Origin of the sequence: Parachryseolinea silvisoli (assembly GCF_021190955.1) — a bacterium.
GTDB classification, from domain to species: Bacteria; Bacteroidota; Bacteroidia; order Cytophagales; family Cyclobacteriaceae; genus Ohtaekwangia; species Ohtaekwangia silvisoli.
This window is the reverse complement of sequence record NZ_JAIOAO010000003.1, coordinates 855,196-878,231: the sequence shown is the minus strand read 5'-3', so window position 1 is coordinate 878,231 and position 23,036 is coordinate 855,196. Positions and strand designations below refer to the sequence as shown.

Here is a 23,036-nt window from a genome sequence, read left to right as displayed (position 1 = left end):
TCCATGGCTTTGCACTATCAGACAACTTCGCACATACTCATGATCCGCCCGGTACGCTTCGGCTACAATGCGCAGACGGCGGTGAACAATGCATTCCAGTCCACCGAAGACCAGGACGCCCAGGAAAAGGCCTTGCACGAGTTTGATACCTTCGTTGCGTTGCTACGCCAACACGGCATCGACGTAACCGTGGTGGAAGATACGCCGTCGCCGCATACCCCTGACGCGATCTTTCCCAACAACTGGGTTTCCTTCCATGATGACGGCAGCTGGGTATTATATCCTATGTATGCCACTAACCGCAGGCTGGAACGCAGGCCTGAGGTGGTGGAAGCGCTGCGCCCCCATTTCGAGCTTACTACCCCCATAGACCTTTCGTATTACGAACGCCAGGACAAATTTCTCGAGGGCACTGGCAGTATGGTACTGGACCGAACGAACAGAAAGGCATATGCCTGCATTTCTCCACGTACCGATCTGGAGGTACTCAGCGAATTTTGCCTTGCCATGAACTATGCGGAGTCCGTCTTCACGGCCACCGACGCCAATGGCTACCCGATCTATCACACCAATGTGATGATGTGCATAGCCGATACGTACGTTGTGATCTGTCTTGACGCAATCGCTCCCGCGGAGCGGCCGAGTATAGAAACGGAATTGACCAGCACAGGACGGGAAATTATTCCGATTACCCTTGAGCAGATGAATCACTTTGCCGGCAACATGCTCCAGGTCAACAACCCCGCTGGCGAATATTTCCTGGTGATGTCGTCACAGGCCTACCGCTCCCTCACTCCGGCACAAATTTCCCAAATTGAACAACACAACCCAATCCTGCACTCCCCGTTAGATACCATAGAACGCAACGGCGGCGGTAGCGCCCGGTGTATGATCGCTGAGATATTCCTGCCGGAAAATTAGTAGTTTTAGCACTCAATGCTTGTCATTTGAATCCTTTAAGGACCTCTACCACAACCTCCGAACAGCCCGTCCAACCTATCTCCGGCCTGCACATCGTCGCCAACTTCGCTGTACGGGACCTGGATAAGCTGGTTGAATTTCAACGCTTTCGTACTTTTATTGAAGCGCAGATAAACGCCCTTGGCCTATGTCGCGTGGGCGATGTCTACCACAATTTCCCCGGCGGTGGCTTTACGGGTGTCGTTTGCCTGACAGAGTCGCACCTGTCGGTGCACACGTGGCCCGAGCAGCGTTACTTAACCTTCGACGTGTTTTTATCCAACTACTTGAAAGACAACCGGGCCGTGACGCACCGCCTATACGACGCCGTGCGGATATTCTTCGATGCCACGGTGCTGTGGGAACAAAGCCTTGACCGTTAAGTTATGAGTCTACATACCCGTATCACCTGTCCGGGCTGTCAGGCCCAGCATACACTTCGCCTGCGCCTTACCGGCCGCTTTATATGCCCTTATTGCCGGGCGCAAGCCGTCGTAGACGGCATCGCGCAAGACGCCTCCAGGCCGCTGATTACGGCAGCGCCCATGCCCGATGACCTGAGTTTTGTACAGATCGGCACCACCGGGGTACTGGACGGTGCACCGTTCGAGGTGATCGGCCGCATACGCCTGCAGTTGCGAAACGACTATAAAAACTTCTGGTGCGCCGTGCGCAAGGAAGGCAGTGGTTTCTGGATGGTCGAGTCATTCGGGAGCTTTGCCGTCTACAACGGCGCCTGGCAACCTTATACCGACCTCGCTTCCAAATTACGGTCGAACCAAACCATCCCCCTCCCGGACGGCCCTGTCACGGGCCAGTATGTGGAGCGTTGTGAAGGCCTTGCCTTGTTGGGCGAGCTGTTGCCCTGGAGCATTGTCGAGCCGGGGTGGTTTGTCGTACAGGGGAGCAAGGGCGCGCGCACCGCTTTTTTTATGACCAAACCCAACGTCGGCGGTATACACTACCTGCTGGGCAAAAAGGTCCCGGTAGAAAATCTGAAATTGGCCAATACCCTTCCGTGGAATGAGTGGAACTAACAATATCATCAGCTGCCCGGCCTGCAACACTTCCCTCACGCTACGCGGCAAGGCCCTGACACGGGCCCTGACCTGTAAAAACTGTGGTGTTTATTTCCGTACCGGCAGTTGGAACAAGGAGCAGGAGAAATTCCAGATTCCCTATACCTTCGAGCCGGCGCTTCCCATCGGCGCCAAAGGCGAGATCGGGGGTTTTATTTATGAGGTGATGGGGGTCGTCATCAAGAAGGAGCGAAAGTATAAATATTCCTGGCGCGAGTACCTGATCTTTAACCGCCACCGTGGCTACGCATTTCTGTCGGAGTACGATGGCCACTGGAATATGGTTTGGCCGGTCGACAGCGATCCGCGGGCTTCGCTCTTCCCGGGCGGCTTCTATGAAGACGGACAACGCTTCCAGCTTTATCAGAAATACAGCGCCGACGTGGCCTATGCCCGTGGCGAATTCTTCTTTGATGTTGTTGACATGACGGCTTCGACACGCAATGAAGAGTATATCAATCCACCGCATTTCTTTGCATTGGAATCGAGCGACGACAGCATGCTGTGGTGCAAAGGCGAATATATTCAGCGCAACGCGATCGCCGACATCTTTTCCGTACCGCTCGAGAAGCTGCCCCGTTCCGTCGGATTGGGTTACACTCAACCCGCCTCAGGCTCCTTTAGTATCTCTTCGTTGGTCATTAGTTTGATCGTGCTGATCCTGGCGACATTTGTGATCCAGTACATAATCAGCGCCCGCTCCGCCGACGAAAACATTTTTCATCGGGATTTTACCTCCGCCGATTTTAAAGATCAAAAATTTGTGGCGACGACGCCGTTCCACTTAAACGGTGGGCCGCAGAGTATACAGATCAACATTCACGTGCCCGTCGACAACGATTGGTTCTTTTCTGAATTCGCGCTGGTGAACGAAACCACGGGCGAAGAGTATAACTTTACAAAAGAGGTCGAATACTACCATGGCTACGACTATGAAGACGGGGGCTCCTACTACTGGTCGGAAGGCGGCACCACCGCCGAGGCCTACATCTCGCGCCTGCCCGACGGCACCTACCACGTCAATATATACCCGGCGTTCGGCACCACGGTAACAGGCTTCGACATAGCCATCTGGCGCGACGTTCCTTCCCGGCTGAACGTCCTTTGGACGATCATCGGACTCGCCATTTTCCCCGTCATTTACATCATCTGGGCGAAGTCCCGGGAAAAAGGACGCTGGGCGGATAGCGACTATTCACCTTACGAATAAATACACAGCACTATGAACCTGAACGATCTCAAAGGATTAAAATATTACCTGATCTATGCGCTGGCTTTGCTGGCGTTCTTTACCTATTCGGGTATGGTCGGCTGGAAGTGGTTTAACCCCACCAAGACCGAACGCGAGCGCAGCGAACGAGCGAACGGCACCCACGGACGAAGCTATATTTATCACAAATAATCAATACCACGCATCACATTAACACATCATACTATGGAATTAAAATACGTTTGGGCATCGATTGTATTCTCCCTCATCGGCATCATCATCCTGGGACTCGCTTTCTGGGTGGTGGAAAGAATCACGCCGGAAAATCTATGGAAGGAAATCCTGGAAAAGAACAACATTGCACTCGCCATTATGGCCGGGGCCTTTATGATCGCCATGGGCATCATCATCGGTTCGGCTATCCACAGTTAACAAATGATTCGGGACGAACGTAATGCCGCCGGTTTCCAGTGGCTGCTGCTGTTTTCGGTCTTTGTCGTTGCCACGTGCGGGCTGATCTACGAGCTTGTGGCCGGCACGCTGGCCAGCTACCTGCTGGGCGATTCCGTTACGCAGTTTTCTACCATCATCGGCACATACCTCTTTGCCATGGGCATCGGGTCGTACCTGTCGCGGTTTCTGAAAGACAACCTGCTGGGCTGGTTTATCAGCATCGAGCTGATGGTCGGCATGGTCGGCGGCTTCAGCGCCGGCGTGCTGTTTATACTCTTCGAGCAGGTCGTTTACTTTCGCATCATCCTCTACGCGTTGGTCGTACTGACCGGGACGCTCGTGGGCCTTGAGCTGCCCCTGCTGATGCGTATCCTAAAAGACCGCGTTGAATTCAGCGACCTGGTGTCGCGCATTTTTACGTTCGACTATATCGGCGCCCTGTTCGCCTCGCTCCTCTTCCCCCTGATCTTTATACCGTATCTGGGACTACTCCGTACGTCGTTCTTCTTTGGGTTCCTCAACGTGGGCGTGGCCTGGATCGTCGCCTATCGTTTCCGACACGACCTGCGGGGCTATCGATCGCTGCGGTGGTCGGCCATCGTCTGCCTCGTGCTACTGGCCGCCGGCTTTGCCTTGTCGGAGCACCTGACGCGCCTATCCGAGTCACTTACGTATCCCGACAAGATTGTATACGCCAAGTCAAGCCCCTATCAACGTATTGTATTAACACGCGGCGGCAACGACTGGCGGTTGTTCCTCAACGGCAACCTGCAGTTCAGCTCCCTGGACGAATACCGCTACCACGAAGCCCTCATTCACCCGGGACTCTCCCGTGTGCACCATCCACAAAATATCCTCGTATTGGGTGGCGGCGACGGCATGGCTGTACGCGAAATACTCAAATACCCTTCCGTCAGAAAAATCACACTGGTAGACCTCGACAACAGCATCACCACGCTATTTAAGTCTAACGAGGCGCTGATGAAGCTCAACCAGCGCTCGCTCATGTCACCCGCCGTGACCGTCGTCAATCAGGATGCTTTTGTCTGGATCCGCGAGCAGAAAAACACCTACGACTTTATTACCATCGACTTTCCCGATCCCTCGAATTATTCACTGGGGAAACTTTATACCACTACCTTTTATCGCGAGCTACGACGCCTGCTGGCACCCGGTGGCTGTTTGGTCATTCAATCCACGTCACCGTTCGTCGCCCGCAAATCGTTCTGGATAGTAGACGAAACCCTGCGAAAGACCGGCTTTGCCACACTGCCGTATCATTGCTACGTGCCGTCGTTCGGCGAATGGGGCTTTGTGATGGGCTTTCAGGGCGAACTGCCGGAAGACTATACATTGCCGGCAGGCCTGCGGTTTATCAGCGCAGCAACCTTGCCGCCGCTCTATTCCTTTCCGCCCGATATGGACCGCGTGGCGAGCGAAGCCAACACCTTGAACAACCAGGTGCTGGTCAATACCTTTGAAAAAGAATGGGCTGACTATACACGATGATCTCACGCCGGAAATTTGTGACGCGCCTGGTACAGGGCGCCGGAGCCTCCCTCCTGCTACCGGCGCTGCAACATTGCCGTCCGGCAGAAACGATGCACGCGCAGCTGGGCGGCCCGGATGCCGCGCTGGGCCATCGCCTGCGTACCATGGATTTTGGTCCACCAGTCTCTGACACCACGACCGGCATCGTCATTATCGGCGGTGGCGTAGCCGGCCTCTCCGCCGCACGCTACTTAAAACGCTATACATCGGACTTTACCTTGCTTGAGCTGGCCGCCGAGCCGGGTGGCAACGCTATTGGAGGCCAGAACGCCGTATCACAATATCCCTGGGGCGCGCACTACCTGCCCCTGCCCAACGACCAGGACCCCGAGCTTGTGGCGTTCTTACAAGAGACCCGCGTCATTACCGGCTATACCGACGGCCTGCCGGTATACAACGAATACCACCTCTGCTTCGACCCACAGGAACGACTATACATCAACGGCTACTGGCAAGCCGGGGTGATACCTCGCGCAGGGATACCGGCCAGCGACCGTGACGAGATTGAGCGCTTCCTGGCACTGATGCACGAATACAAAGAGATGCGTGGCAGCGACGGCCGCGAAGCCTTTGCTATTCCCGTGGCCAACAGCTCGCAAGACCTCGTGCTGCGGCAACTGGATAGTATCTCTATGGAAACGTTCCTCACCCAGCACAACTTTACATCGCCCTTCCTGCGATGGTATGTACAGTACTGCTGTGCCGACGACTTCGGTTCTGCGCCGGCCGATACGTCCGCCTGGGCGGGCATTCACTACTTTGCATCCCGTAAAGGCAAGGCGGCCAATGCGCCATCGGATACCGTACTGACCTGGCCGGAAGGAAACGGCTGGCTGACCAACCAATTGCAGACACCGCTGCGGGAACACATTCACACACGCAGCATGGTCCACAACATTCAGTGGAGCCACGGGCAGGTAGCCGTTACATATTTCGATGCCACCGCCGGCGTCTCGCGCCGCATCCGGGCACGCGCCGCCATTGTCGCCACACCGCAGTTTATCGCGCGGCGGCTCCTACCCGACGCCCCGCGTGCATTCCGGCCCGAAGCTTTTCAATACGCCCCCTGGATGGTGGCCAACGTCACCACTACTGCCGGCCTGACCGAAAAACGTGGCGAGCCTGTTTGCTGGGATAATGTACTTTACGGTAGCGAGTCCCTGGGCTATGTCAACGCCGTACACCAAAAGGCCGGCCTGACGGGTGCGGAACGCGTCTTAACGTACTATCTGCCGTTGCTCGGTACGGATGCCCTCGCCCGCCGCCAGCTGGCACAACGTACCACGGCCGATGCCTGGACCGACATCATCCTGGCCGACCTGCGACGCCCGCACCCTACCATAGAACAATACATTTCATCCGTTGACCTTTGGATCTGGGGCCACGGCATGATCCGCCCCGAACCCGGCTTTATCTGGGGTACCGACCGACTGCAAGCTGCCAGGCCACTCCAGGACACCGTATACTTTGCGCATTCAGACCTCAGCGGTTTGTCCATCTTTGAAGAAGCATTTTACCAGGGCCACACCGCCGCCCGGCAAGCATGGCAGAAACTTTAAAACAATATCGTCAACCCTGGCTCGCAGACCCGCTGCGCGAAAGCCTGCTCATCCTCGCGCCGGCCTTCCTGCCCGTGGCGGTCATTGTTTTGTTTCACGATTATTTCCAGGCAAACCACGAGGTCTCTACTGTATGGTGGGTTGTGCTGGTGCTCGGCATCGACGTGAGCCACGTCTATAGCACCTTGTTCCGGCTGTATTGGGACCGGCCTACATTTCAGCAGTATAAACGTTTGCTGATTATCATTCCGGTGGCGGCATTCGTCGTCGGTTTTCTGTTGCACTTCTATAGTGCAGGACTATTCTGGCGTATCCTGGCATACATCGCCGTCTATCACTTCATCCGGCAGCAATATGGTTTTATGCGGCTCTACTCCCGCCAGGAACAATCTTCCCGCACCGGGCGCCTGATCGAAACGATCGCGATTTACAACGCCACCCTCTACCCGCTGGTATACTGGCACATTCACCTAACCGAATCGCTCAGCTGGTTTGTCGCCGGCGACTTTATACCACTGCCGCCGCTGGTCGCGGCAGGCCCCTATCTGTGGTACTTGTTCGTAGCGATCTTGCTGGCCTATACCGTGCGGGAGATCACCGTCTCCATCCGACACCGGTTCTTTAACATCCCCAAGAACCTGATCGTCTATGGCACCTATTGTTCGTGGTACGCAGGCATTGTATGGTTTGAAGGCGACCTGATCTTTACGCTGCTCAATGTTGTGGCGCATGGCATTCCATACATGGGACTGATCTGGATCCACGGCGAGAAGAAGGCCGCCGGCTCGTTCTCGTTCTCCTGGAAAGGCGTCGCTGTCTTCGCCGGTGTACTGTTGTTATTGGCCTACCTGGAGGAGACCGTCTGGGACGTGCTCGTTTGGAAAGACCACGCCGCCATCTTCCCGTTCCTGGTGGACGCTGCACCGTTAGAAGACCCGCTTATACTCTCGCTCCTCGTCCCCCTGCTAGTGCTGCCCCAGGTAACGCACTATGTGCTCGATGGTTTTATCTGGCGCTTCTCCAGGGATCGTCACGCGCGGGTGTAAAAGAAGAGTGAGGGTGAGTGTGGGCGCGAAGCGCTTACGCAGCCTTACTGTTAAACTTCGCCTGGTAGAACCGTACGGTACGGGTGATCAGCACGGTACCGACGATCGACGGCACGATCCACAACACCCACTGAAACTCCGCCAGCCGGATGTTCACCACAATAAAGGCTGTCACGGCCGATATATAGCTGCCACCCATGCTGCTGATGTGGCCGTACCACCAGTGCATCTTCTCTTGCGGGCGACGAAAGAACTGTACAATGTCTTTGCGTACAAAAGTTGCGCCGATACCACCAAACACCAGGGCAACAATCCCCATGCGCTCACCCACCGTCAGCAGCGTTACACCCCACCCCACCAGCGTCAGAATAAAGAGGCTCGCCACGCCGGTGATCAGCCAGTCCACCGTGGTAGGCTTTTGACCTGCCGGCAGGTTTTTCAGGTAGAGGATGCGATAACCGCGCACGGTCAGGTAGTAACTGAAGAAGCCGACCAGCAATAAGAAGATGTTATTCCCGGCAATGGAAAGGATCACCGCACTGACAAAGACAGCCGACATTCCGGCAAAATACACAATACCCGCACGACGGTGTGCCCGTCCGCCTTTCTGGGTAAGCATCGCTACCAGGCCGCTTACCAGGGCTGCCGTACCGCCTGCAATGTGAACGATCAGTGTCGCCCGGAGAAACAATTCGAAGTTCATAGTCGATGTTTGATGAATACATCCGAAAAGTAGCCGTTGACCCCTCCGGATTGTAATTTATGTGACTGAACTGTAAGCCCGGGTGGATAGACTGTCAAAGCGTTTAACCGGAGCGCCGGAGCGCAACGAATCAGTGCTGCGGCCGAGGTTTGCCCGAGGGAAGAAAAAGCGAAGGTTCGAGCGCAGCGATCTTCGCAGCCCCGCTTTTCATCTCGGCGTACCGCAAGTCGCGGCCAAACCGTTTCTCGTAGTTTTCCTTTACTTTGGCCGCCACCGGGTAGCGACACGTCTGGTCGCAGATGTGCCACAAAAGGATGTAGTGGTCACGGCATGCCGGATTGAAGTTTTCTTTGTTGTTGAGAAATTGAAACCCGAGCTCCCCGAGCTCTTGCAACGTCAGGTTATTGAGAAATGTATTGACCGACTTTAGCTCTTCCCCATAGAAGGCAACATAAAGTGGCACATGGGCGCGGAAGAGCTGTTCGCTATAGTCCTTCCAACGGTACAGTTTGATGAGTATCCGCGCGATCGAGCTCGTGACAAATACATTTCGGGGGTACCGGTGTTTTAGTTCCAGGGCGCGCAGCAACGCCTGGTCCATCCGTTTAAAATCATAGCCCGCTTCCAGCGATGCAAACGCTGCCAGGGCGATCGTATGTTTCACTTCCGGACTCGGGTATTCGTCCTGCGGCGCATTGGAAGGCAGGTATTCCAGTAATGTTTTTTGGCGGAGCAGCATGTCAGGGTGCGATTGCAGGGAGTCGACCGAAAAAAAGTAGGTATCTTGCGGCCGGCGGGTATACATGGTCAGCGGCGGACTGAGCCAATACTCCTGAAATGGATACGTGGCAAACTCGAACGGTTTAAACAGTCGCCGGCCCAATCGCTCCTTCGTATAATCGCCCGAGTCGATCGCCGACAGTGCGCCGAAGCTCGCCCACGTGTCATACCCTGCGCGGTGCATCAGGATCAATCCCAAGGAGTCCGCCTGCATCTCATGCTCGCGTGAATAGCGCTGCGCGGCATATGCGAGGCTTCGGAGCGTATCCATCGCCTCGGTGGTAACTTCGCCCAGCGCTGCCTGCCGGATCACCTTATTCGATTTTTGCTGACGGCGCTGCTCGACCTTATAAAAGAGGCGTTGGCTGGCATGCTCCAATTCTTCGTGCGCCATCTCGTGTGCAAGTGTAAACGCAAGCTCGCTGTCTGTACGCATGTTGGCGAGCAATGCCGTCGTGACGACGATGGTGCCCTCCCCTACCGAATACGCGTTGCACGTCGTACTCTTCATGACCAGCACCGTCTGTGGCTTGCGCTTTAACGCATTCGCGGCCACGATCGTGTTTACAATATCGTCCACCCACCGGTGCAGCGTGTCGTCAAGGATGACCATATGGTGCTCCACCAGCGAGACCAACATCCGGGTACCTTTTGACATTTCGGCCTTCGCGTCTTTGATGATCGCCGGCGGCTTGCCGCTTCCTTCCAATACCGTGTATTGCCGTCGCGCTTGATTGTTGATCCGAGTGATCAAATCCGTGGCAGTCCTGTCATACGTGCCTCGCGGCGCGTAATTATCGGCCAATTGCCCATAAGCAACGGGCATGACCGATCCCAGCAAAAGCACCAAAAAAATCCAACGCATCCACCGTACGGACGCAACACCAACTCGCATAAGTATATTCAGAAACTATTTCTCTAACCGTTATTTCAGCGACACCGCTGCATCGTTCACCAGTATCTCCAGCGGCGCACCACTTTCCAGCTTCGTCTCAACACCGTCCTTGCTGACCTTCACTTTTATCACGCGTCCGCGGAACTCAACCCGGAACGAATACGACGTCCACTGGTCGGGAATAAACGGCGTGAAGTATAGCGTATCGTTCTTCGCGCGCATGCCGCCAAAGCCTTTTACAACGCTCATCCACGTGCCGGCCATGGACGTGATGTGACAGCCGTCTTCGGTATCGTTGTTGTAATCATCCAGGTCGAGGCGGGCCGTACGCAGGTAGAGATCATAGGCCATGGATTTATAGCCCAGCTTCGACGCCAGGATCACGTGTACGCAAGGCGACAACGAAGACTCGTGCACCGTCATCGGCTCGTAGAAGTCAAAGTTGCGGCGGATGGCCTCTATTTCGAAGTCATCTTCAAACAAGAAAATGCCCTGCAGCACGTCAGCCTGCTTGATAAAACACGAACGCAGAATACGGTCCCATGACCACTTCTGATTCAACGGCCGGTCCTCCGGACGCAAATCGCTTACGCGCTTCAGCTCCTTGTCGAGGAAGCCGTCTTGTTGTAAAAATATACCGCGCCGGCTGTCTTCCGGATAATACATCTTCTCCACGATCTCGCGCCACTTCGTGGTTTCTTCGGTTTCCTTAAAGTGAATGTGGCTGGCGATCTCGCCGAACCGGATGGCGAACGCACTCTTGACGTAGTCGATGGCGTCCAGTGTAAACCGCAGGGTCCAGGCGCCAAGGTAGTTGGTATACCAGTTGTTGTTAACGTTGTTCTCGTATTCGTTCGGGCCGGTCACGCCCAGGATCACATACTTGTTCTTGTCCGACGACCAGTTCACCCGTTGTGCCCAGAATCGCGCGATGCCGATCAGCACCTCCAGGCCGTATTCCGCCAGGTAAGCCTTGTCTCCCGTATACGCAATATAATCCCGCATGGCATAGGCCATGGCACTGGTGCGGTGAATCTCCTCAAACGTGATCTCCCACTCGTTGTGACACTCCTCGCCGTTCATGGTCACAAACGGATAGAACGCTGCACCCTGGACAAAGCCGAGCTTGTGTGCATTCTCGATCGCCTTCGGCAAATGTTTATAGCGATACACCAGCAGGTTGCGCGCCACCTTGGGCTCGGCCGTGCTCAGGAAGAACGGCAAACAGTACGCTTCGGTATCCCAATAGGTCACGCCGCCATATTTTTCACCGGTAAATCCTTTCGGACCGATGTTGAGGCGCTCATCCTTGCCGGTATAGGTCTGCATCAGTTGAAAGATATTGAACCGTATGCCCTGCTGCGCGGCGATGTCGCCTTCAATCGTGATATCGCAGACGTCCCAGGTATGCTTCCATACCTTCTGGTGCTCTTCCAATAACGCATCATACCCTGTCCGCACGGCGTTATCCAATACTTCCTTGCCCGCCGTCACCAACGCGTTCTTCGCATGATTCTCCGACGAAAGCACGGCCGCATATTTATAGATAACAACTTCCTTTTCCTGTTCGACATTAAACACCACCGCGTTGCCGGCAAACTTCTCCCGCTCCACAATGTCGGTTCGGTCGATCTTCACAGGCTGCCCTCCCGACGTGATCACGTACCGCATACCGGTCGTGACATGAAAGAGCGTCTTTTTCGTTTGTGCCGTCACGATGGCCGATCCCGCCGCTGCTTCTTTGTATACTTCTTCCCAAAATTTCTCGTCGTAGTTAGAGTCTTTGTTGACCACATCGGCATCCACAAAAAGCGACACTGTCACCTGGTCGGAAAAGTTCAGTGGCGTGATTGCATATCGGATCGCTCCCACCTCGCCCCGGGCCATGCTGCAAAAACGCTGCGCCGATACGCGCAGTTTCTTGCCATCGGCCAACGTTGCTACAAAGCTGCGCGACAAGGTACCCGCCTGCATGTCGAGCACGCGGCGAAAGTCTTCCACCTTGCATGCCGCCAGGTCCAGCACATGCTTGCCCACGCGCAGGTCAAGCCCGATCCAGTTGGGGGCGTTCAGCACCTTGGCAAAATACTCGGGATAGCCATTCTTCCACCAGCCTACCCGTGTTTTGTCCGGATAATATACGCCGGCCACGTAGCTGCCGCGGAGCGTCTCGCCGGTATAGGTCTCCTCGAAATTGGCCCGTTGGCCCATTTGGCCATTGCCGATGCTAAAGACACTTTCGGAGATCGTATGATAATGCGGATCAAAACCTTCTTCGATGATCTGCCAGGGATGATGCTTCAAAAACTCTTTCATAAATACAGCTGAGGTTGTTTGGAAAGTATAGGATTAAGGGGTTGGACGCGGTTGCCGCACGTCCAGTGTCGCCAGGGTCGCCGGGTCGAACTCACCCGTGGTAGGTAACACCAGGTCCGCACGATGCAGTTGTTCCTCCGAGCCAATACCGACACACGCCATGCCTGCCGCCAGCGCTGCGTCAACGCCGGCTTCGGCATCTTCAAACACCACGCATTGGTGCGGCGCAACGTTCAGCTTACGCGCAGCGAGCAGAAAGATCTCGGGGTCGGGCTTCGTGTGTACAATCATGGTACCGTCTACCATCGCGTCAAACGCATCGGCCAGGCCCAGCAGCGCAAGCACGCGCGGTGCGTTCTTGCTGCTGGAAGCGAGGCCAACACGCTGACCCCGCTGACGCAGGTCTTTCAACAGCGCGGGCACGCCCGGGAAGATTTCGGCCGGTGTCATACGTTCGACATATTCCACAAACCAGCCATTCTTTTTGTTGGCCAGTCGCTCCTGCTCATCGCGGGCCATGGTAATATGCCCCAGCTCCAGCAAGATCTCCATGGAACGCAGACGGCTTACGCCTTTGAGGCGCTCGTTGTCAGCCTCGGTAAAGGGAATTCCCAGCTCGGCGGCAAGCCGCTTCCAGGCTAAAAAATGATAGCGTGCCGTGTCGACAATCACGCCGTCCAGGTCAAAAATACAAGCCTTGATCAACTATGTGTACTCGTTTAAATGGATGAAGCATAGGTACTCCGGATGAGCGCGTCAGTCTCTTCCAGGGACTTAAACACTGTAAAGGTTTTGCCTTGCGTACGCAACGCCCCCAGGGCATTGCCATACTGTGCGGCGCCGATGTAGTCGCGTGGTTTTTGCAGCAGGCCGAAGCCCACCCCGCCGGCAAACGAATCGCCGCAGCCCGTGGTGTCCACCACATTATTTACCGGCACGGCGGGCACCATTTCCTCGCGCACCTCGCCGCGTACCTTGTAGTATACCAGGCACCCGCGCGAATCGACCGTAATGTAAACACACTTCACGCCCTTGCTGATGCAATGGGTCGCAAACTCCCGTAACGCAACGCGGTCTACTTCTTCTTCCGGCGGGCAGGAGAAATCCTGCGTTTCGTATTCTTTCTTAAAGCACGACGCATGTGCTTCCTCCAAATTCATTTTTAAGACATCAATATAGGGCAACCATTGGTCGCGATCGATCCAGAACTTACGCTGGCGCTCGCCGTTGGTCAGGCAGGCCGTTGTGGGGCCATGCGCGTCGAAGATGACAATGCCCTTACTTTTCTTGTGCAGAAACTTCAGCGTGTCCAGCGAAATCTCGTAGTCGCTGATGGGAATAAAAACAAACACGTCGCAGTCCACCAGCTTCTTGACATCGTCAGGAACAATAGGATCCATAAATCCCGTCTGGCGTTCCAGGCGATTGTTCATGTCGAGAAATCGCAGGCTGATGATATCGCCCTGGTCGTTGCGTGTGCCGATGTGTTTCAGATTTATACCTTTATAGCCGTTGAAGACTTCGCGTACATTGTCGAGGTCAACCTGGCGCAGGTGGCTTACCGGCACAATCTCTATCTGATCACCGGCCATGATCGAAAGTGCAATGACCGGGTGGGTGACACAGCCCCACTTTTGAATAAGGTGTCCCTGATGCGTGACAATGTGGTCGCGGGGTATCGGACCGAGGATCGCTATTTTTTTCATACCGGTTGTATAGTCTGGGCACCTTGCTATACGGCATCATCCACCAGAAACGCCGCTCCGAAAACACCCGCGCTGTCGCCCAGCATAGGGCGTACGATCGGCGTATCGAGCCGGTCGTTGAACACGTTTTGTTTTACGGCATCCCGGCCCCGGTCGTACAGCAGGGCGATGTTTCCCACACCGCCGCCAATGACGATCACATCGGGGTCGAGAATGTTAATGATCACGCTCATGGCCTTTCCAAAGAAATGCACGAGCCTGATCATGGTTTTCTGGGCCGTCGGATCCACCTTGGATTCCGCCAGCGCTACGATGTCCTTTAAGGGCTTGTTGTTTCCTGTCTCCTTAAAATAATACTGCTGCAACATAGGACCTGAGATAACCCGTTCCACACAGCCTGACTTTCCGCAGTAGCAAGGGCCGCCTGACTCATCTAAAAAATTATGCCCCCACTCACCGCCTATACCTTGCAGGCCGGCAATCGAACGACCGTCAATGACGACGCCGCCACCAACGCCCGTGCCGATGATCACGCCAAACACAATCCGCGCATCGGGATACTCTTGCTTGACGATACCCCAGCGTGTCTCTGCCAGCGCAAAGCAGTTCGCGTCGTTGGCCAGTCGCACCGGCACACCGAGCACGCGTGCGATGTCGGCCTGCATGGGCTTACCGTTCATGACCACCGTGTTGCAGTTCTTCATCGTACCACGCCGCGGATCCACTGTACCCGGCGTGGCAAATCCTATCATGGTCGGCACCGTCCCCAGTGCCGCTTTCATCATTTCTACCAGCTTGTGTATTTGCTCCAGGATGTGCTCGTATCCCTGGTCCGCTTCTGTCGGAACGCGGTCGCGGAATAAAACTTCCGGATCTTGCGCCGATCGCAAAACAACGCCTTCGATCTTGGTCCCTCCCAGGTCTATTCCCCACAGATTTCCCGCGCCCGGATCCGGATGCTGCTTCTTTTTCGCCATACTCTATCGATACGACAATTTAGTCGAAATCCGGGCATCTGCAACGGTTGTTTGTCACCGATGGCAAAAAATAATAAAGGGAATGGAGGTGCGCTACACCAGTAAAGCAAATAGCCACAGCCGCGCTCCGGTTGGGCCATCAGTATAATCCGTGGCTTTGTGCAGCAAATTGGTACGCAGCAGCTTGAGGGCATACACGATGTGGTTCTCCACCGTTTTCTCCGCGACGCCGAGCTGCTCGGCAATCTCGCGGTATTTCAGATTCTCAAAACGGCTCATCTTAAAGACCTTCCGGCATTGCTCGGGCAGGCGCTCAATCTCCTGATACAATAGTTCTTTTAAGGCGTGGTCTTCCACGAGCGTTTCTATGTACGTTTCACTAATCTCCTCGGCCATCCGCAGATGGTGCTGAGCAATATTCTTTTGCCGGTTTATGTGGTTGATGGATTGATTGATCACGGCCCGGTACAGGTAGGCCTTCAGGGCCCGGGCCTCGGCAATGGCTGCCGGCGACTCCCAGAGCTTCAGGAAAACATCTTGCACAACTTCTTCCGCCACGGCCGCGTCTTTCACATACTTCAGGGACGCCAGCAGCAACCCTTGAAAATAATGCGAATAAAGCGTGGTGAAGACGTCGTGATCAGCGTTCTTGATGCCAGCCAGGAGCTGTTCCGCCGTATATTGATCGATCGACCTCTCCCGCCCCTTCATCCTGTTTGCTTCGGAAACATCCACTAATGTAAAGATTCATGCGGGCTTATGCAAACAGCGTGAGTGTGAGCGCGGGTGTCCCCAAAAGAAGAAAAGGTGTCGGTGGACACCTTTCCCTTGCATATTTAATCGGGCAACTGGTATTATTCTCGCGAGAGCGAAGACACCATTTTCCCCGCGCTCGCGCTCACACTCACTCTGCTTTCCGTCCTACCGCCTCCTGGTATACCGGTGTACCGGAATTGAACTTGCCTGTAATGGTCAGGTCGTGGCCTGTCGTGTTCCGGCCGTGTATCAGTACCGGGCCCATCGGGCTGCGGGCGCCCATAAAACCGCGGTATTTGCTGATCTGCAACGAATAGTCGAAGGTAACGATGCCGTTGGCGTCGCTGAAATTGGTAATTGTAAACGCATCGGCCGGCACCTCATCCACGTATTCGTATAGCGGTGTTCCATCGGCTTTCTCAAACACCATCATCTCAAACTCATCGTTGTATACAAACTTGATGTCATGATATTTAGTAAAGATAGCGCCGTCTGTAAAAACCTCTCCTTCAATATCCACGTATTGCAGCTCCCCGGTTTCAGCATCGTATACAAATGTGTGATACACATTAGACAGTTGCGTTTGAAAAGCATAGCTCACCAGGTTTTTACCGCTCTCATCGTAGTATTCCTGATACCCTACCCGGCCCAGGTTATTATGTTCAAAATTGTAAATACCGTTGTATTCGGGTGAGATCTCGATCACACGATCATAGAATGCATCCTCCAGGTAGGGCTTTGCGTCCAGCGTAAACACTTGAGTAGCGTTCAGCCCTTTCGTGAAATATACCTGAAAATCACCCGGTACCAAACCGCCCTCTTCGTTGTACAACCAGAGTTTCATAAAACCCTTGTCAAGCGGCACATCTGCGCCATTCGCTAACGCATCGATAATCGAGCCGGCCGCTGTTTCAAAACGCTGCACAAATAACTGAAACGGATCATATTTCTGCTCACCGTATACATATGCAAAGTTGAACGGCTCTTCAAACGCCGTACCATCGCGGCGTGCGCCTTTGATCGTGCCTTGTAAGTAACCGGTCTTCGCCGCCGCGTCTTCGCCGTCTTCACCAGCGGCGCCGTCCGCACCGGCATCACCTTTATCGCCTTTAGCACCGGCAGCGCCCGGATCGCCGTCTTCACCGGAGCAGGCCGTTAGAAAGGATGCCGCCAGAAAGGCGAACACAAAGAGTCTGAAAATTTTTACCATAGTAGAAAAGTATTTAGTAGGATTTAGGATGAATGATTCAAAGGATTACCGGATCACCTGGGCGCGTTTCACAATGCGTTTAGCCGTATCCGTGGTGATCTGGATCAGCACCATGCCCGGCGCATACCGCGTTGCGTCAAAACTGTGCTTCTCCACGGGTTTCGTAAACTCGCGCCGGTCGACTACACGTCCCATGGCATCGAGCAGCACGATCGTGCGCATGCGCCCCTGCATGCTCTCCACGGTCAGGGTATTGCGCGCCGGCACAGGATGTACCGACACCAGCTTATTGTGTGGATCTTCCACGCCAAGCACGGCATCGCGGATGATCATGTCGCCGGCAGCTTGTCCGTGGTAGGACGGGTGCTCGATCGTGGCGATCACGTAATATTCACCGATCTCTACCGGCACGTCCGATGTATTGTTGTAGGTAAAGACTACCGGCAGGCCCGCAGGCTCCGTGGTGGCCGTTACCGGCTGTTGTTCCCCCGTGTAGCTGTGTGTACCCAAGCCATTCAACGTAATCGTAGCAGGCGCCTTGCCGATCTTGATCCTGCCTGTTGCCGTACCCGCAAACACGCCGTCGTTCACCCGCGCCGTCACCAGGTACGTTCCGCCTGCCACCGGCACATCGGCCACACCGTTGTACAATATCTCCACGTCCAATCCCGCCGGTGTTGTTTGGGCCGTCGCCTTGCGCGCCTGACCACTATACTCGAACGAACCGGTGCCTGACAATGTAATAACGGCTTGCTGCGCGTACACATGTTTATATAAGCCTACGTTGGTAGCTACATATACCACATTGTCGGCTACCTGCAGTCCGTAATACTCATATCCTTCGATGCCACTCAGCTGCTCTTCCCATACAGCATCTTTATTTTCGGCATAGAACACCGCGCCGCGCGTGGCCGCATACAAATGCCCTTGCGCGTCAATCGCGACGTCGTTAAATGACGTAACCTTGCCATGGGGCACGTCGACCAGCAAAGGTTCGCTTTCCGGGCCGGCCAGGTAATAGATCCCTTCTTCTGTTGCCAGGTATGCTGTTCCTTCTACTGTAGTCGTCACGCTGTTGATCACGACATTATTTAGCAGGTGTATGCCGGCAGTCTTGCCGCCGTCCTGCGAAATGTAAAGACCATCGTCTGAGCCCATGTACAGATTGCCCTTGCCATCCTCGGCCAGCACACGTAATGCGAAGCTGGGACCGATCTTCAACCAGCGGCTGCTCTCATACGTCTTAGAATCAATCCGATACAAACCCTGGTCCGTCGCCACAAAGATCGAGTCGTTCGCCGTCACCAGGATATCCGATATACGTTTTACCGACTCGTCAAACCCAATCGACCACCAGCCCCAACCGTTGGTAAAGTCGATATACCGGTACGCCTGCACCCAGGGTGAGCCTGTCACACCACCAAACATGCCCACCAGCCGGTCGCCATTGTCTTTGGTCTCATAGCTGGTAATGATACCTTCACTGTTGCCAATCACCGGCGTCCACGAAGTACCCTGGTCGGGTGATGTAAACACGGTATTCGTCTCAGCAATCACCGACACAGTCGAATGACGCGCGGTAATGAACCCAATGCTCTGCGGAATACCGGTCTGCGTAAAACTGTATGGCTTTGTGTCTGACGACGTCCAGAGGCCGTTAAAGGAAGACACGACATACTCATGTTCGATCGGATCGTATTGCGTGCCGCCGTGACTGCTGCCCGACACAAGCTTTTCCCAGTCGGTATTATTTTCGGAGTAATACACACCGTCGCCGCTGATGCTCACAAAAACCTGGTTGCTGTTTAATATCGACACCTTGCGGGCCTGGGTGCCGCCCATAATCTCCTCTGCCAGCGGCTTCCAGGTATCGGGCTGCCCGTCGTCTGCATAGTTAATGTAAAGGCCATCATCCGAGGTACCCGCGTATACATCGCCATTCGCAGACGTTGCAATACTAAAAATGGAATTGGCTTCCTCTGCCAACGCCGAGACCTGCCAGGTCTCACCACCGTCGTCTGAGCGGTAGATGCCGCGGCCCGTGCCGGCGTACATCGTACCGAGCTTATCGGTGCACAGGGTAAAGATAAACGAACCGTACTGTGATGAATATGGTTTCTTTTGCCAGGAAAACACACCGGGCTTTGCCCCGGGTATCATCTTATAAATGCCGCTGCTGGTCGCCGCGAAGAGTTCGCCTTTGCTATTCTCTGCAAAGTCCCGTACCTGCGGTGCCTCCTCCAGACCGTTGTTCATAACCTCCCAGGTATCACCGTTATCGGTCGAGGACACAAGAATACCATCGGCATTGCCGACAAACATCACGTCGTCCTTCTCATAAATAGACAGAATGGTGCCATACTCCGACCAGACAATTTCCCACCGCGTGCTGTGCGGCAGCTTACGGTAAAGCTTCCCGTCAGAAGCACCGCCATAATACGTACCGTCTTCGGTAATGAAGAAGTTCCACAAGGAGATCCCGTAGGGACCATCACTTTGCGTCCAGAACGACTGCGCACCTGCGCCCAGGCAAAGCACCGTGAGCAACACCGCTGTCAGGAAACTCTTTAAGGGTAAATTTCTTTTCATACTACTGATTTATTACTTAGGTCGATAAACTCAATTACGTTCAAGGGTCACCGTATACTCACCCGCCAGGGATGACACGCGACCACCTTCCAGGTCGTCGGCTGCCAGCGTAAAGCGGAGTACCAGGGCTTCACTGTCGAGTGTTGTCACGAACACGGCAAAGTCACCATCCAGTGTCAACGCTGTCGTGCTGGTAGTTGCCCAGGCCCATGTGCCCGCGTTGTTCCACAGGGGTTCGCTGTTGGTACCGGTGTAGGTACTGTTAGCAGCAAAGGCGATCTGCAACCCGGCATAATCGTCCGTTACGTCACTGCCATCTTTTACTACCGAGCCGTTCGCACCCAGCGTCCAGGTACCGGGTAGCGTCTCGCGGGGGTCTATTGCTTTTTTGTCGTCATCGTCACTGCACCCCGACAACACCGATACAATGACCAGCAGCGAGAGGGTGATGATAATGAGCCCGATCCGGTAGGCATTCCGTTCGACGGTCTGTGTAATCCAATCCAGCTTCTTCATAAGACAATAAGGATATAGGTTATAGGTTTGTATATGGGTTTTTATCGTGTAAACCAGAGCCCTGTGAAATACAGCTCCGGATCGTCTACGCTGATAAACTGCGGAATCGCGCCGCCCAGTTCTACATATGCCGTCGCGTCAAAAAACTCGATGCGAAAGCGATTGTTCTCCAACACGCCCAGGATTGTCGGGATGTACGGCTGGATCGCACGCGCGGCATCACCATCCTCGTCATCGCGTATGCCTGTAAATGTGAAGTCGAATACGCCGTCAGTCGTTTTAGTATAGGCATATTGCATCTTACCATAGAGGTAGCCGCCCTCCGGGTTTACATAGTACACATACAATTCCATGGTGTTGTTTTCGATGTGAATGTCCGGCACGACATAGATCAAACTGTAATCATGTTCTAAAGCACCACTATCGTCCTTCATCCACAAAGCACGGAACTTAGACGACCAGCCCGGCAGCGATCGCACCTCCGGCGAGGGAAAGGCAGCACCGGGAGGATATTCCGTGCCCAACAGGTAATGCAACGGAATCACCGGAATATTGGCTTTTTGCAAGTTCTGTTCCACACCATTGTACACTACCGACAATTGCTTGGTGTCCACATGCCACGTAATTTCTTGCAGGGTGTTACCCGCCACGTGCAACGGACTCTTCAAGCGCATCCCTTCGGGCGCATACGCATAGTCGCTCCCAAAGAACTTCACGCCGTCGTTCAGATACGTGATATATAGGCCACGCGTCGCCGGATTCACGGCGAACTGAATCAGCAGGTCAGGCGAAGGCTGCAGGTACAAGTAATGCACCGTAGCCAAATACCCCGACACCGCCTTCATGGCATTACGCAGCGCCCGTCCTTCATACGCGGCACGCGTCTCGGTGCTGGCTTTCACCAGGCGCAGCTCATCACCATATTGATTGCCGCGCAGGTAGAGCGTATCCCCTCTCATAAATGTATAGCTGTAGGCCTTGTCTACCCCGGGGTTTGTTCCACCGCCGGGCACACGGGCCAGGTTTGAGCCGTCGGCAAATACCAACGTGGGATTTACGGTCTGCGTAAGCTCCACCACGTAGGGCGTACGGCTCGGCGTTTGCGCAGCCGTCGTATCCGTGTCAGCATACAGCGTCACTTCACCCCCGCGAAGGGTCATAAACAGCGTATATACTTTACCAGTCTGTGGTCGCAACGTGGCCTCCCAGCCCTGAGGTGCAGCCTCCAGCTGTTGTTTGAACGCCGTCAGGCTTTCATTCGGGTCGCTATACGACGGTGTCACCGGAATCGTCAGTTCCTCATCGTTGTGACACGACGCCAGTGAGGCGGCCACCAACAATCCAACAGCCAGGCGGCGCGCCGGCGTCCGGAGAATGGAGAAAATAAAATTCATATCCGTGTACATAGAGGTTCGTTAATTAAAGGCGCTTCCAAAGTTTCCAGAGAAATACATCGAAGGGTTCTCCAGGCATTTCAGCTGCCCTACGTAACCCTTTTCGGTCTTGAGATACTCCATGCGGAAGCGATAGTTCTCAAAATAAAACAGCAACGGTGTTGTCACGGGCCGGAGATATTCGGCATTGCCGTTGGCCTCGTCATACGGCGTGAACTTAAATACACCATCTGCGGACTTGGTGTAAGCATAGGGATATTGCGCCACGTAGTAGTCTCCCGTGGACATGTCCCTGAAGTATACATTAAAGGCCATAGTGTGATTCTCGGCATTAAAGGCAAGCTCCATATAGCTCAGTCCCAGCCCCGCATTCAACAACGCGTTGGCCATGGCATCGCCAATCGTTTTAAACGCCTGCGACCAGCCGTCGATCTGTTTCGGCGGTACCGAGATCACCGAGAAGTCCACTCCCAGGAAAAGATGCAGCGGCAACACGGGATCAGCCGATGCGCGCAGGTCCGTGCGCGTGCCGTTGACAAGGATGTAGTAACTACGCTGTACAGCGTCAAAAAACACTTCCTGAAAGACAATATTCCGGTACTGCAGCGGTCGCTGTAAATACAGGCCTCTGGGCGTATACCCAAACGGCGCCGTGCTGATGTTGAGCGTGTCACCTTGCTTAAACGACAGGGAGAACTTCTTCGCCTCGAGGTTAAAGCTCGTATTGATCCGTTTGCCATCGTTGGATTGGATATACACAAAGGGGTTGGCTTCGCTGTACTGGTTCACAGCGCTGGCCGTCGTCTCCAGCGCTCCGTTGTGAAACTCTTCCGACTCTGCTTGCGTGGCTTTGATCATTACCAGGGGCGTGCCATGCTGATTGCCTTTCAGGTAGAGCGTATCGCCGTGCGTCGATTCAAATGCAAACTCAAAATCCGACAGCAGCCCCTGCCCTAACACACCGCCCAACGTATCGGGATTCGGATCGGACAGGATGTGCAAATACGAATAGGTATCAAAAAACAGTGAAGGCCGTTGCACGGCTTCCAGGCGGAACGAGCTCTCGTATGGCTCCGTAGCGCAGTCGCGGTTAATGTCGGCCAGCATGGTCACCCGTCCTTCGTTCGTGAACTCGAACAGGAAGCTAAAGCCGCCGCCCATCCCTGGGAAAACATACCCCTTCCAGCCATACGGGCTGGCCAGTAACTGGGCACGGTACGCCGCCAGCATTTCCCGCGTCCGGTCCTCCGGGCGCCCCAGCAACGCGGTGTCGTCTTCGTCGCGGCAACCGGCCGTCAGCGACAAAACCAATAAGAAGTAAAATATCTTTTTCATA

Annotated in this window: 21 protein-coding genes; 9 read left to right on the top strand and 12 right to left on the bottom strand. The window is 54.6% G+C overall.

Annotation, left to right across the window (positions count from 1 at the left end; translation table 11 throughout):
• Positions 1–3: 3 nt before the first annotated feature.
• From ctlX to K7P01_RS20600, 9 genes are read left to right on the top strand one after another with little or no spacing between them, the layout of a single operon-like run.
• Positions 4–921: a citrulline utilization hydrolase CtlX gene (ctlX, locus tag K7P01_RS20640; protein WP_267296476.1), complete on the top strand. Its 918-nt coding sequence runs from the start codon at positions 4–6 to the stop codon at positions 919–921.
• A 26-nt stretch (positions 922–947) separates the two neighbouring features.
• Positions 948–1,343, top strand: a complete 396-nt coding sequence (locus K7P01_RS20635) for an S-adenosylmethionine decarboxylase family protein (RefSeq protein ID WP_267296475.1) — start codon at positions 948–950, stop codon at positions 1,341–1,343.
• A 3-nt stretch (positions 1,344–1,346) separates the two neighbouring features.
• A complete protein-coding gene (locus K7P01_RS20630) occupies positions 1,347–1,997 on the top strand; it encodes a hypothetical protein (RefSeq protein WP_267296474.1) in 651 nt (216 codons plus the stop codon).
• Entirely contained in the window at positions 1,984–3,249 is a 1,266-nt protein-coding gene (locus tag K7P01_RS20625; RefSeq protein WP_267296473.1) for a DUF4178 domain-containing protein, read from the top strand. Before K7P01_RS20630 ends, K7P01_RS20625 begins: the two co-directional genes overlap by 14 nt.
• 12 nt (positions 3,250–3,261) lie before the next feature.
• The gene (locus K7P01_RS20620; RefSeq protein WP_267296472.1) at positions 3,262–3,441 is read left to right on the top strand and encodes a hypothetical protein; all 180 of its coding nucleotides are present in this window, start codon (positions 3,262–3,264) and stop codon (positions 3,439–3,441) included.
• 33 nt (positions 3,442–3,474) lie between these two features.
• Positions 3,475–3,681 (top strand): DUF350 domain-containing protein, encoded by a 207-nt coding sequence (locus K7P01_RS20615; RefSeq protein WP_267296471.1) that lies wholly within the window; start codon positions 3,475–3,477, stop codon positions 3,679–3,681.
• 3 nt (positions 3,682–3,684) lie between these two features.
• Positions 3,685–5,211, top strand: a complete 1,527-nt coding sequence (locus K7P01_RS20610) for a polyamine aminopropyltransferase (RefSeq protein ID WP_267296470.1) — start codon at positions 3,685–3,687, stop codon at positions 5,209–5,211.
• Positions 5,208–6,812, top strand: a complete 1,605-nt coding sequence (locus K7P01_RS20605) for an FAD-dependent oxidoreductase (protein ID WP_267296469.1) — start codon at positions 5,208–5,210, stop codon at positions 6,810–6,812. Before K7P01_RS20610 ends, K7P01_RS20605 begins: the two co-directional genes overlap by 4 nt.
• Positions 6,797–7,858: a hypothetical protein gene (locus K7P01_RS20600; protein WP_267296468.1), complete on the top strand. Its 1,062-nt coding sequence runs from the start codon at positions 6,797–6,799 to the stop codon at positions 7,856–7,858. Before K7P01_RS20605 ends, K7P01_RS20600 begins: the two co-directional genes overlap by 16 nt.
• Positions 7,859–7,892: 34 nt before the next feature.
• Here K7P01_RS20600 and K7P01_RS20595 read toward each other — a convergent pair whose 3' ends face one another.
• From K7P01_RS20595 to K7P01_RS20540, 12 genes are all read right to left on the bottom strand, one after another.
• A complete protein-coding gene (locus tag K7P01_RS20595) occupies positions 7,893–8,561 on the bottom strand; it encodes a DUF2306 domain-containing protein (protein WP_267296467.1) in 669 nt (222 codons plus the stop codon).
• Positions 8,562–8,691: 130 nt separating this feature from the next.
• On the bottom strand, positions 8,692–10,236 hold the full coding sequence (locus K7P01_RS20590) for a M48 family metallopeptidase (RefSeq protein ID WP_267296466.1): 1,545 nt from the start codon (positions 10,234–10,236) through the stop codon (positions 8,692–8,694).
• Between the two features lie 30 nt (positions 10,237–10,266).
• Entirely contained in the window at positions 10,267–12,552 is a 2,286-nt protein-coding gene (locus tag K7P01_RS20585) for a glycoside hydrolase family 65 protein (RefSeq protein ID WP_267296465.1), read from the bottom strand.
• Positions 12,553–12,585: 33 nt separating this feature from the next.
• Positions 12,586–13,257: a beta-phosphoglucomutase gene (gene pgmB, locus K7P01_RS20580; protein WP_267296464.1), complete on the bottom strand. Its 672-nt coding sequence runs from the start codon at positions 13,255–13,257 to the stop codon at positions 12,586–12,588.
• A gap of 14 nt (positions 13,258–13,271) precedes the next feature.
• Positions 13,272–14,258, bottom strand: a complete 987-nt coding sequence (locus K7P01_RS20575) for a carbohydrate kinase family protein (RefSeq protein ID WP_267296463.1) — start codon at positions 14,256–14,258, stop codon at positions 13,272–13,274.
• 26 nt (positions 14,259–14,284) lie between these two features.
• Positions 14,285–15,235 carry an ROK family protein gene (locus tag K7P01_RS20570; protein ID WP_267296462.1) on the bottom strand — a complete coding sequence of 317 codons (951 nt, stop codon included), beginning with the start codon at positions 15,233–15,235 and terminating at the stop codon, positions 14,285–14,287.
• Positions 15,236–15,328: 93 nt separating this feature from the next.
• Complete coding sequence (locus K7P01_RS20565) at positions 15,329–15,946, bottom strand: RNA polymerase sigma-70 factor (RefSeq protein ID WP_267296461.1); 618 nt, start codon at positions 15,944–15,946, stop codon at positions 15,329–15,331.
• Between the two features lie 193 nt (positions 15,947–16,139).
• Complete coding sequence (locus tag K7P01_RS20560; protein ID WP_267296460.1) at positions 16,140–17,201, bottom strand: hypothetical protein; 1,062 nt, start codon at positions 17,199–17,201, stop codon at positions 16,140–16,142.
• Between the two features lie 45 nt (positions 17,202–17,246).
• A complete protein-coding gene (locus K7P01_RS20555) occupies positions 17,247–19,790 on the bottom strand; it encodes an MBG domain-containing protein (RefSeq protein ID WP_267296459.1) in 2,544 nt (847 codons plus the stop codon).
• A gap of 30 nt (positions 19,791–19,820) precedes the next feature.
• Positions 19,821–20,306, bottom strand: coding sequence for a hypothetical protein (locus tag K7P01_RS20550; protein ID WP_267296458.1), 486 nt, complete (start codon positions 20,304–20,306; stop codon positions 19,821–19,823).
• A gap of 41 nt (positions 20,307–20,347) precedes the next feature.
• Positions 20,348–21,700, bottom strand: a complete 1,353-nt coding sequence (locus tag K7P01_RS20545; protein ID WP_267296457.1) for a DUF4302 domain-containing protein — start codon at positions 21,698–21,700, stop codon at positions 20,348–20,350.
• A gap of 21 nt (positions 21,701–21,721) precedes the next feature.
• Complete coding sequence (locus K7P01_RS20540; protein WP_267296456.1) at positions 21,722–23,035, bottom strand: DUF4302 domain-containing protein; 1,314 nt, start codon at positions 23,033–23,035, stop codon at positions 21,722–21,724.
• Position 23,036 lies beyond the last annotated feature (1 nt).

Bases quoted from the DNA above. Each gene is read 5' to 3' on its own strand.
- K7P01_RS20615 (WP_267296471.1), top strand. From the start codon at position 3,475: ATGGAATTAAAATACGTTTGGGCATCGATTGTATTCTCCCTCATCGGC.
- K7P01_RS20620 (WP_267296472.1), top strand. From the start codon at position 3,262: ATGAACCTGAACGATCTCAAAGGATTAAAATATTACCTGATCTATGCG.
- K7P01_RS20550 (WP_267296458.1), bottom strand. From the start codon at position 20,306: ATGAAGAAGCTGGATTGGATTACACAGACCGTCGAACGGAATGCCTAC.
- K7P01_RS20565 (WP_267296461.1), bottom strand. From the start codon at position 15,946: ATGAAGGGGCGGGAGAGGTCGATCGATCAATATACGGCGGAACAGCTC.
- K7P01_RS20625 (WP_267296473.1), top strand. From the start codon at position 1,984: ATGAGTGGAACTAACAATATCATCAGCTGCCCGGCCTGCAACACTTCC.
- K7P01_RS20540 (WP_267296456.1), bottom strand. From the start codon at position 23,035: ATGAAAAAGATATTTTACTTCTTATTGGTTTTGTCGCTGACGGCCGGT.
- ctlX (WP_267296476.1), top strand. From the start codon at position 4: ATGGCTTTGCACTATCAGACAACTTCGCACATACTCATGATCCGCCCG.
- K7P01_RS20575 (WP_267296463.1), bottom strand. From the start codon at position 14,258: ATGAAAAAAATAGCGATCCTCGGTCCGATACCCCGCGACCACATTGTC.
- K7P01_RS20590 (WP_267296466.1), bottom strand. From the start codon at position 10,236: ATGCGAGTTGGTGTTGCGTCCGTACGGTGGATGCGTTGGATTTTTTTG.
- K7P01_RS20585 (WP_267296465.1), bottom strand. From the start codon at position 12,552: ATGAAAGAGTTTTTGAAGCATCATCCCTGGCAGATCATCGAAGAAGGT.
- K7P01_RS20545 (WP_267296457.1), bottom strand. From the start codon at position 21,700: ATGAATTTTATTTTCTCCATTCTCCGGACGCCGGCGCGCCGCCTGGCT.
- K7P01_RS20570 (WP_267296462.1), bottom strand. From the start codon at position 15,235: ATGGCGAAAAAGAAGCAGCATCCGGATCCGGGCGCGGGAAATCTGTGG.
- K7P01_RS20605 (WP_267296469.1), top strand. From the start codon at position 5,208: ATGATCTCACGCCGGAAATTTGTGACGCGCCTGGTACAGGGCGCCGGA.
- K7P01_RS20630 (WP_267296474.1), top strand. From the start codon at position 1,347: ATGAGTCTACATACCCGTATCACCTGTCCGGGCTGTCAGGCCCAGCAT.
- K7P01_RS20600 (WP_267296468.1), top strand. From the start codon at position 6,797: ATGGCAGAAACTTTAAAACAATATCGTCAACCCTGGCTCGCAGACCCG.
- K7P01_RS20595 (WP_267296467.1), bottom strand. From the start codon at position 8,561: ATGAACTTCGAATTGTTTCTCCGGGCGACACTGATCGTTCACATTGCA.
- K7P01_RS20610 (WP_267296470.1), top strand. From the start codon at position 3,685: ATGATTCGGGACGAACGTAATGCCGCCGGTTTCCAGTGGCTGCTGCTG.
- K7P01_RS20560 (WP_267296460.1), bottom strand. From the start codon at position 17,201: ATGGTAAAAATTTTCAGACTCTTTGTGTTCGCCTTTCTGGCGGCATCC.
- K7P01_RS20555 (WP_267296459.1), bottom strand. From the start codon at position 19,790: ATGAAAAGAAATTTACCCTTAAAGAGTTTCCTGACAGCGGTGTTGCTC.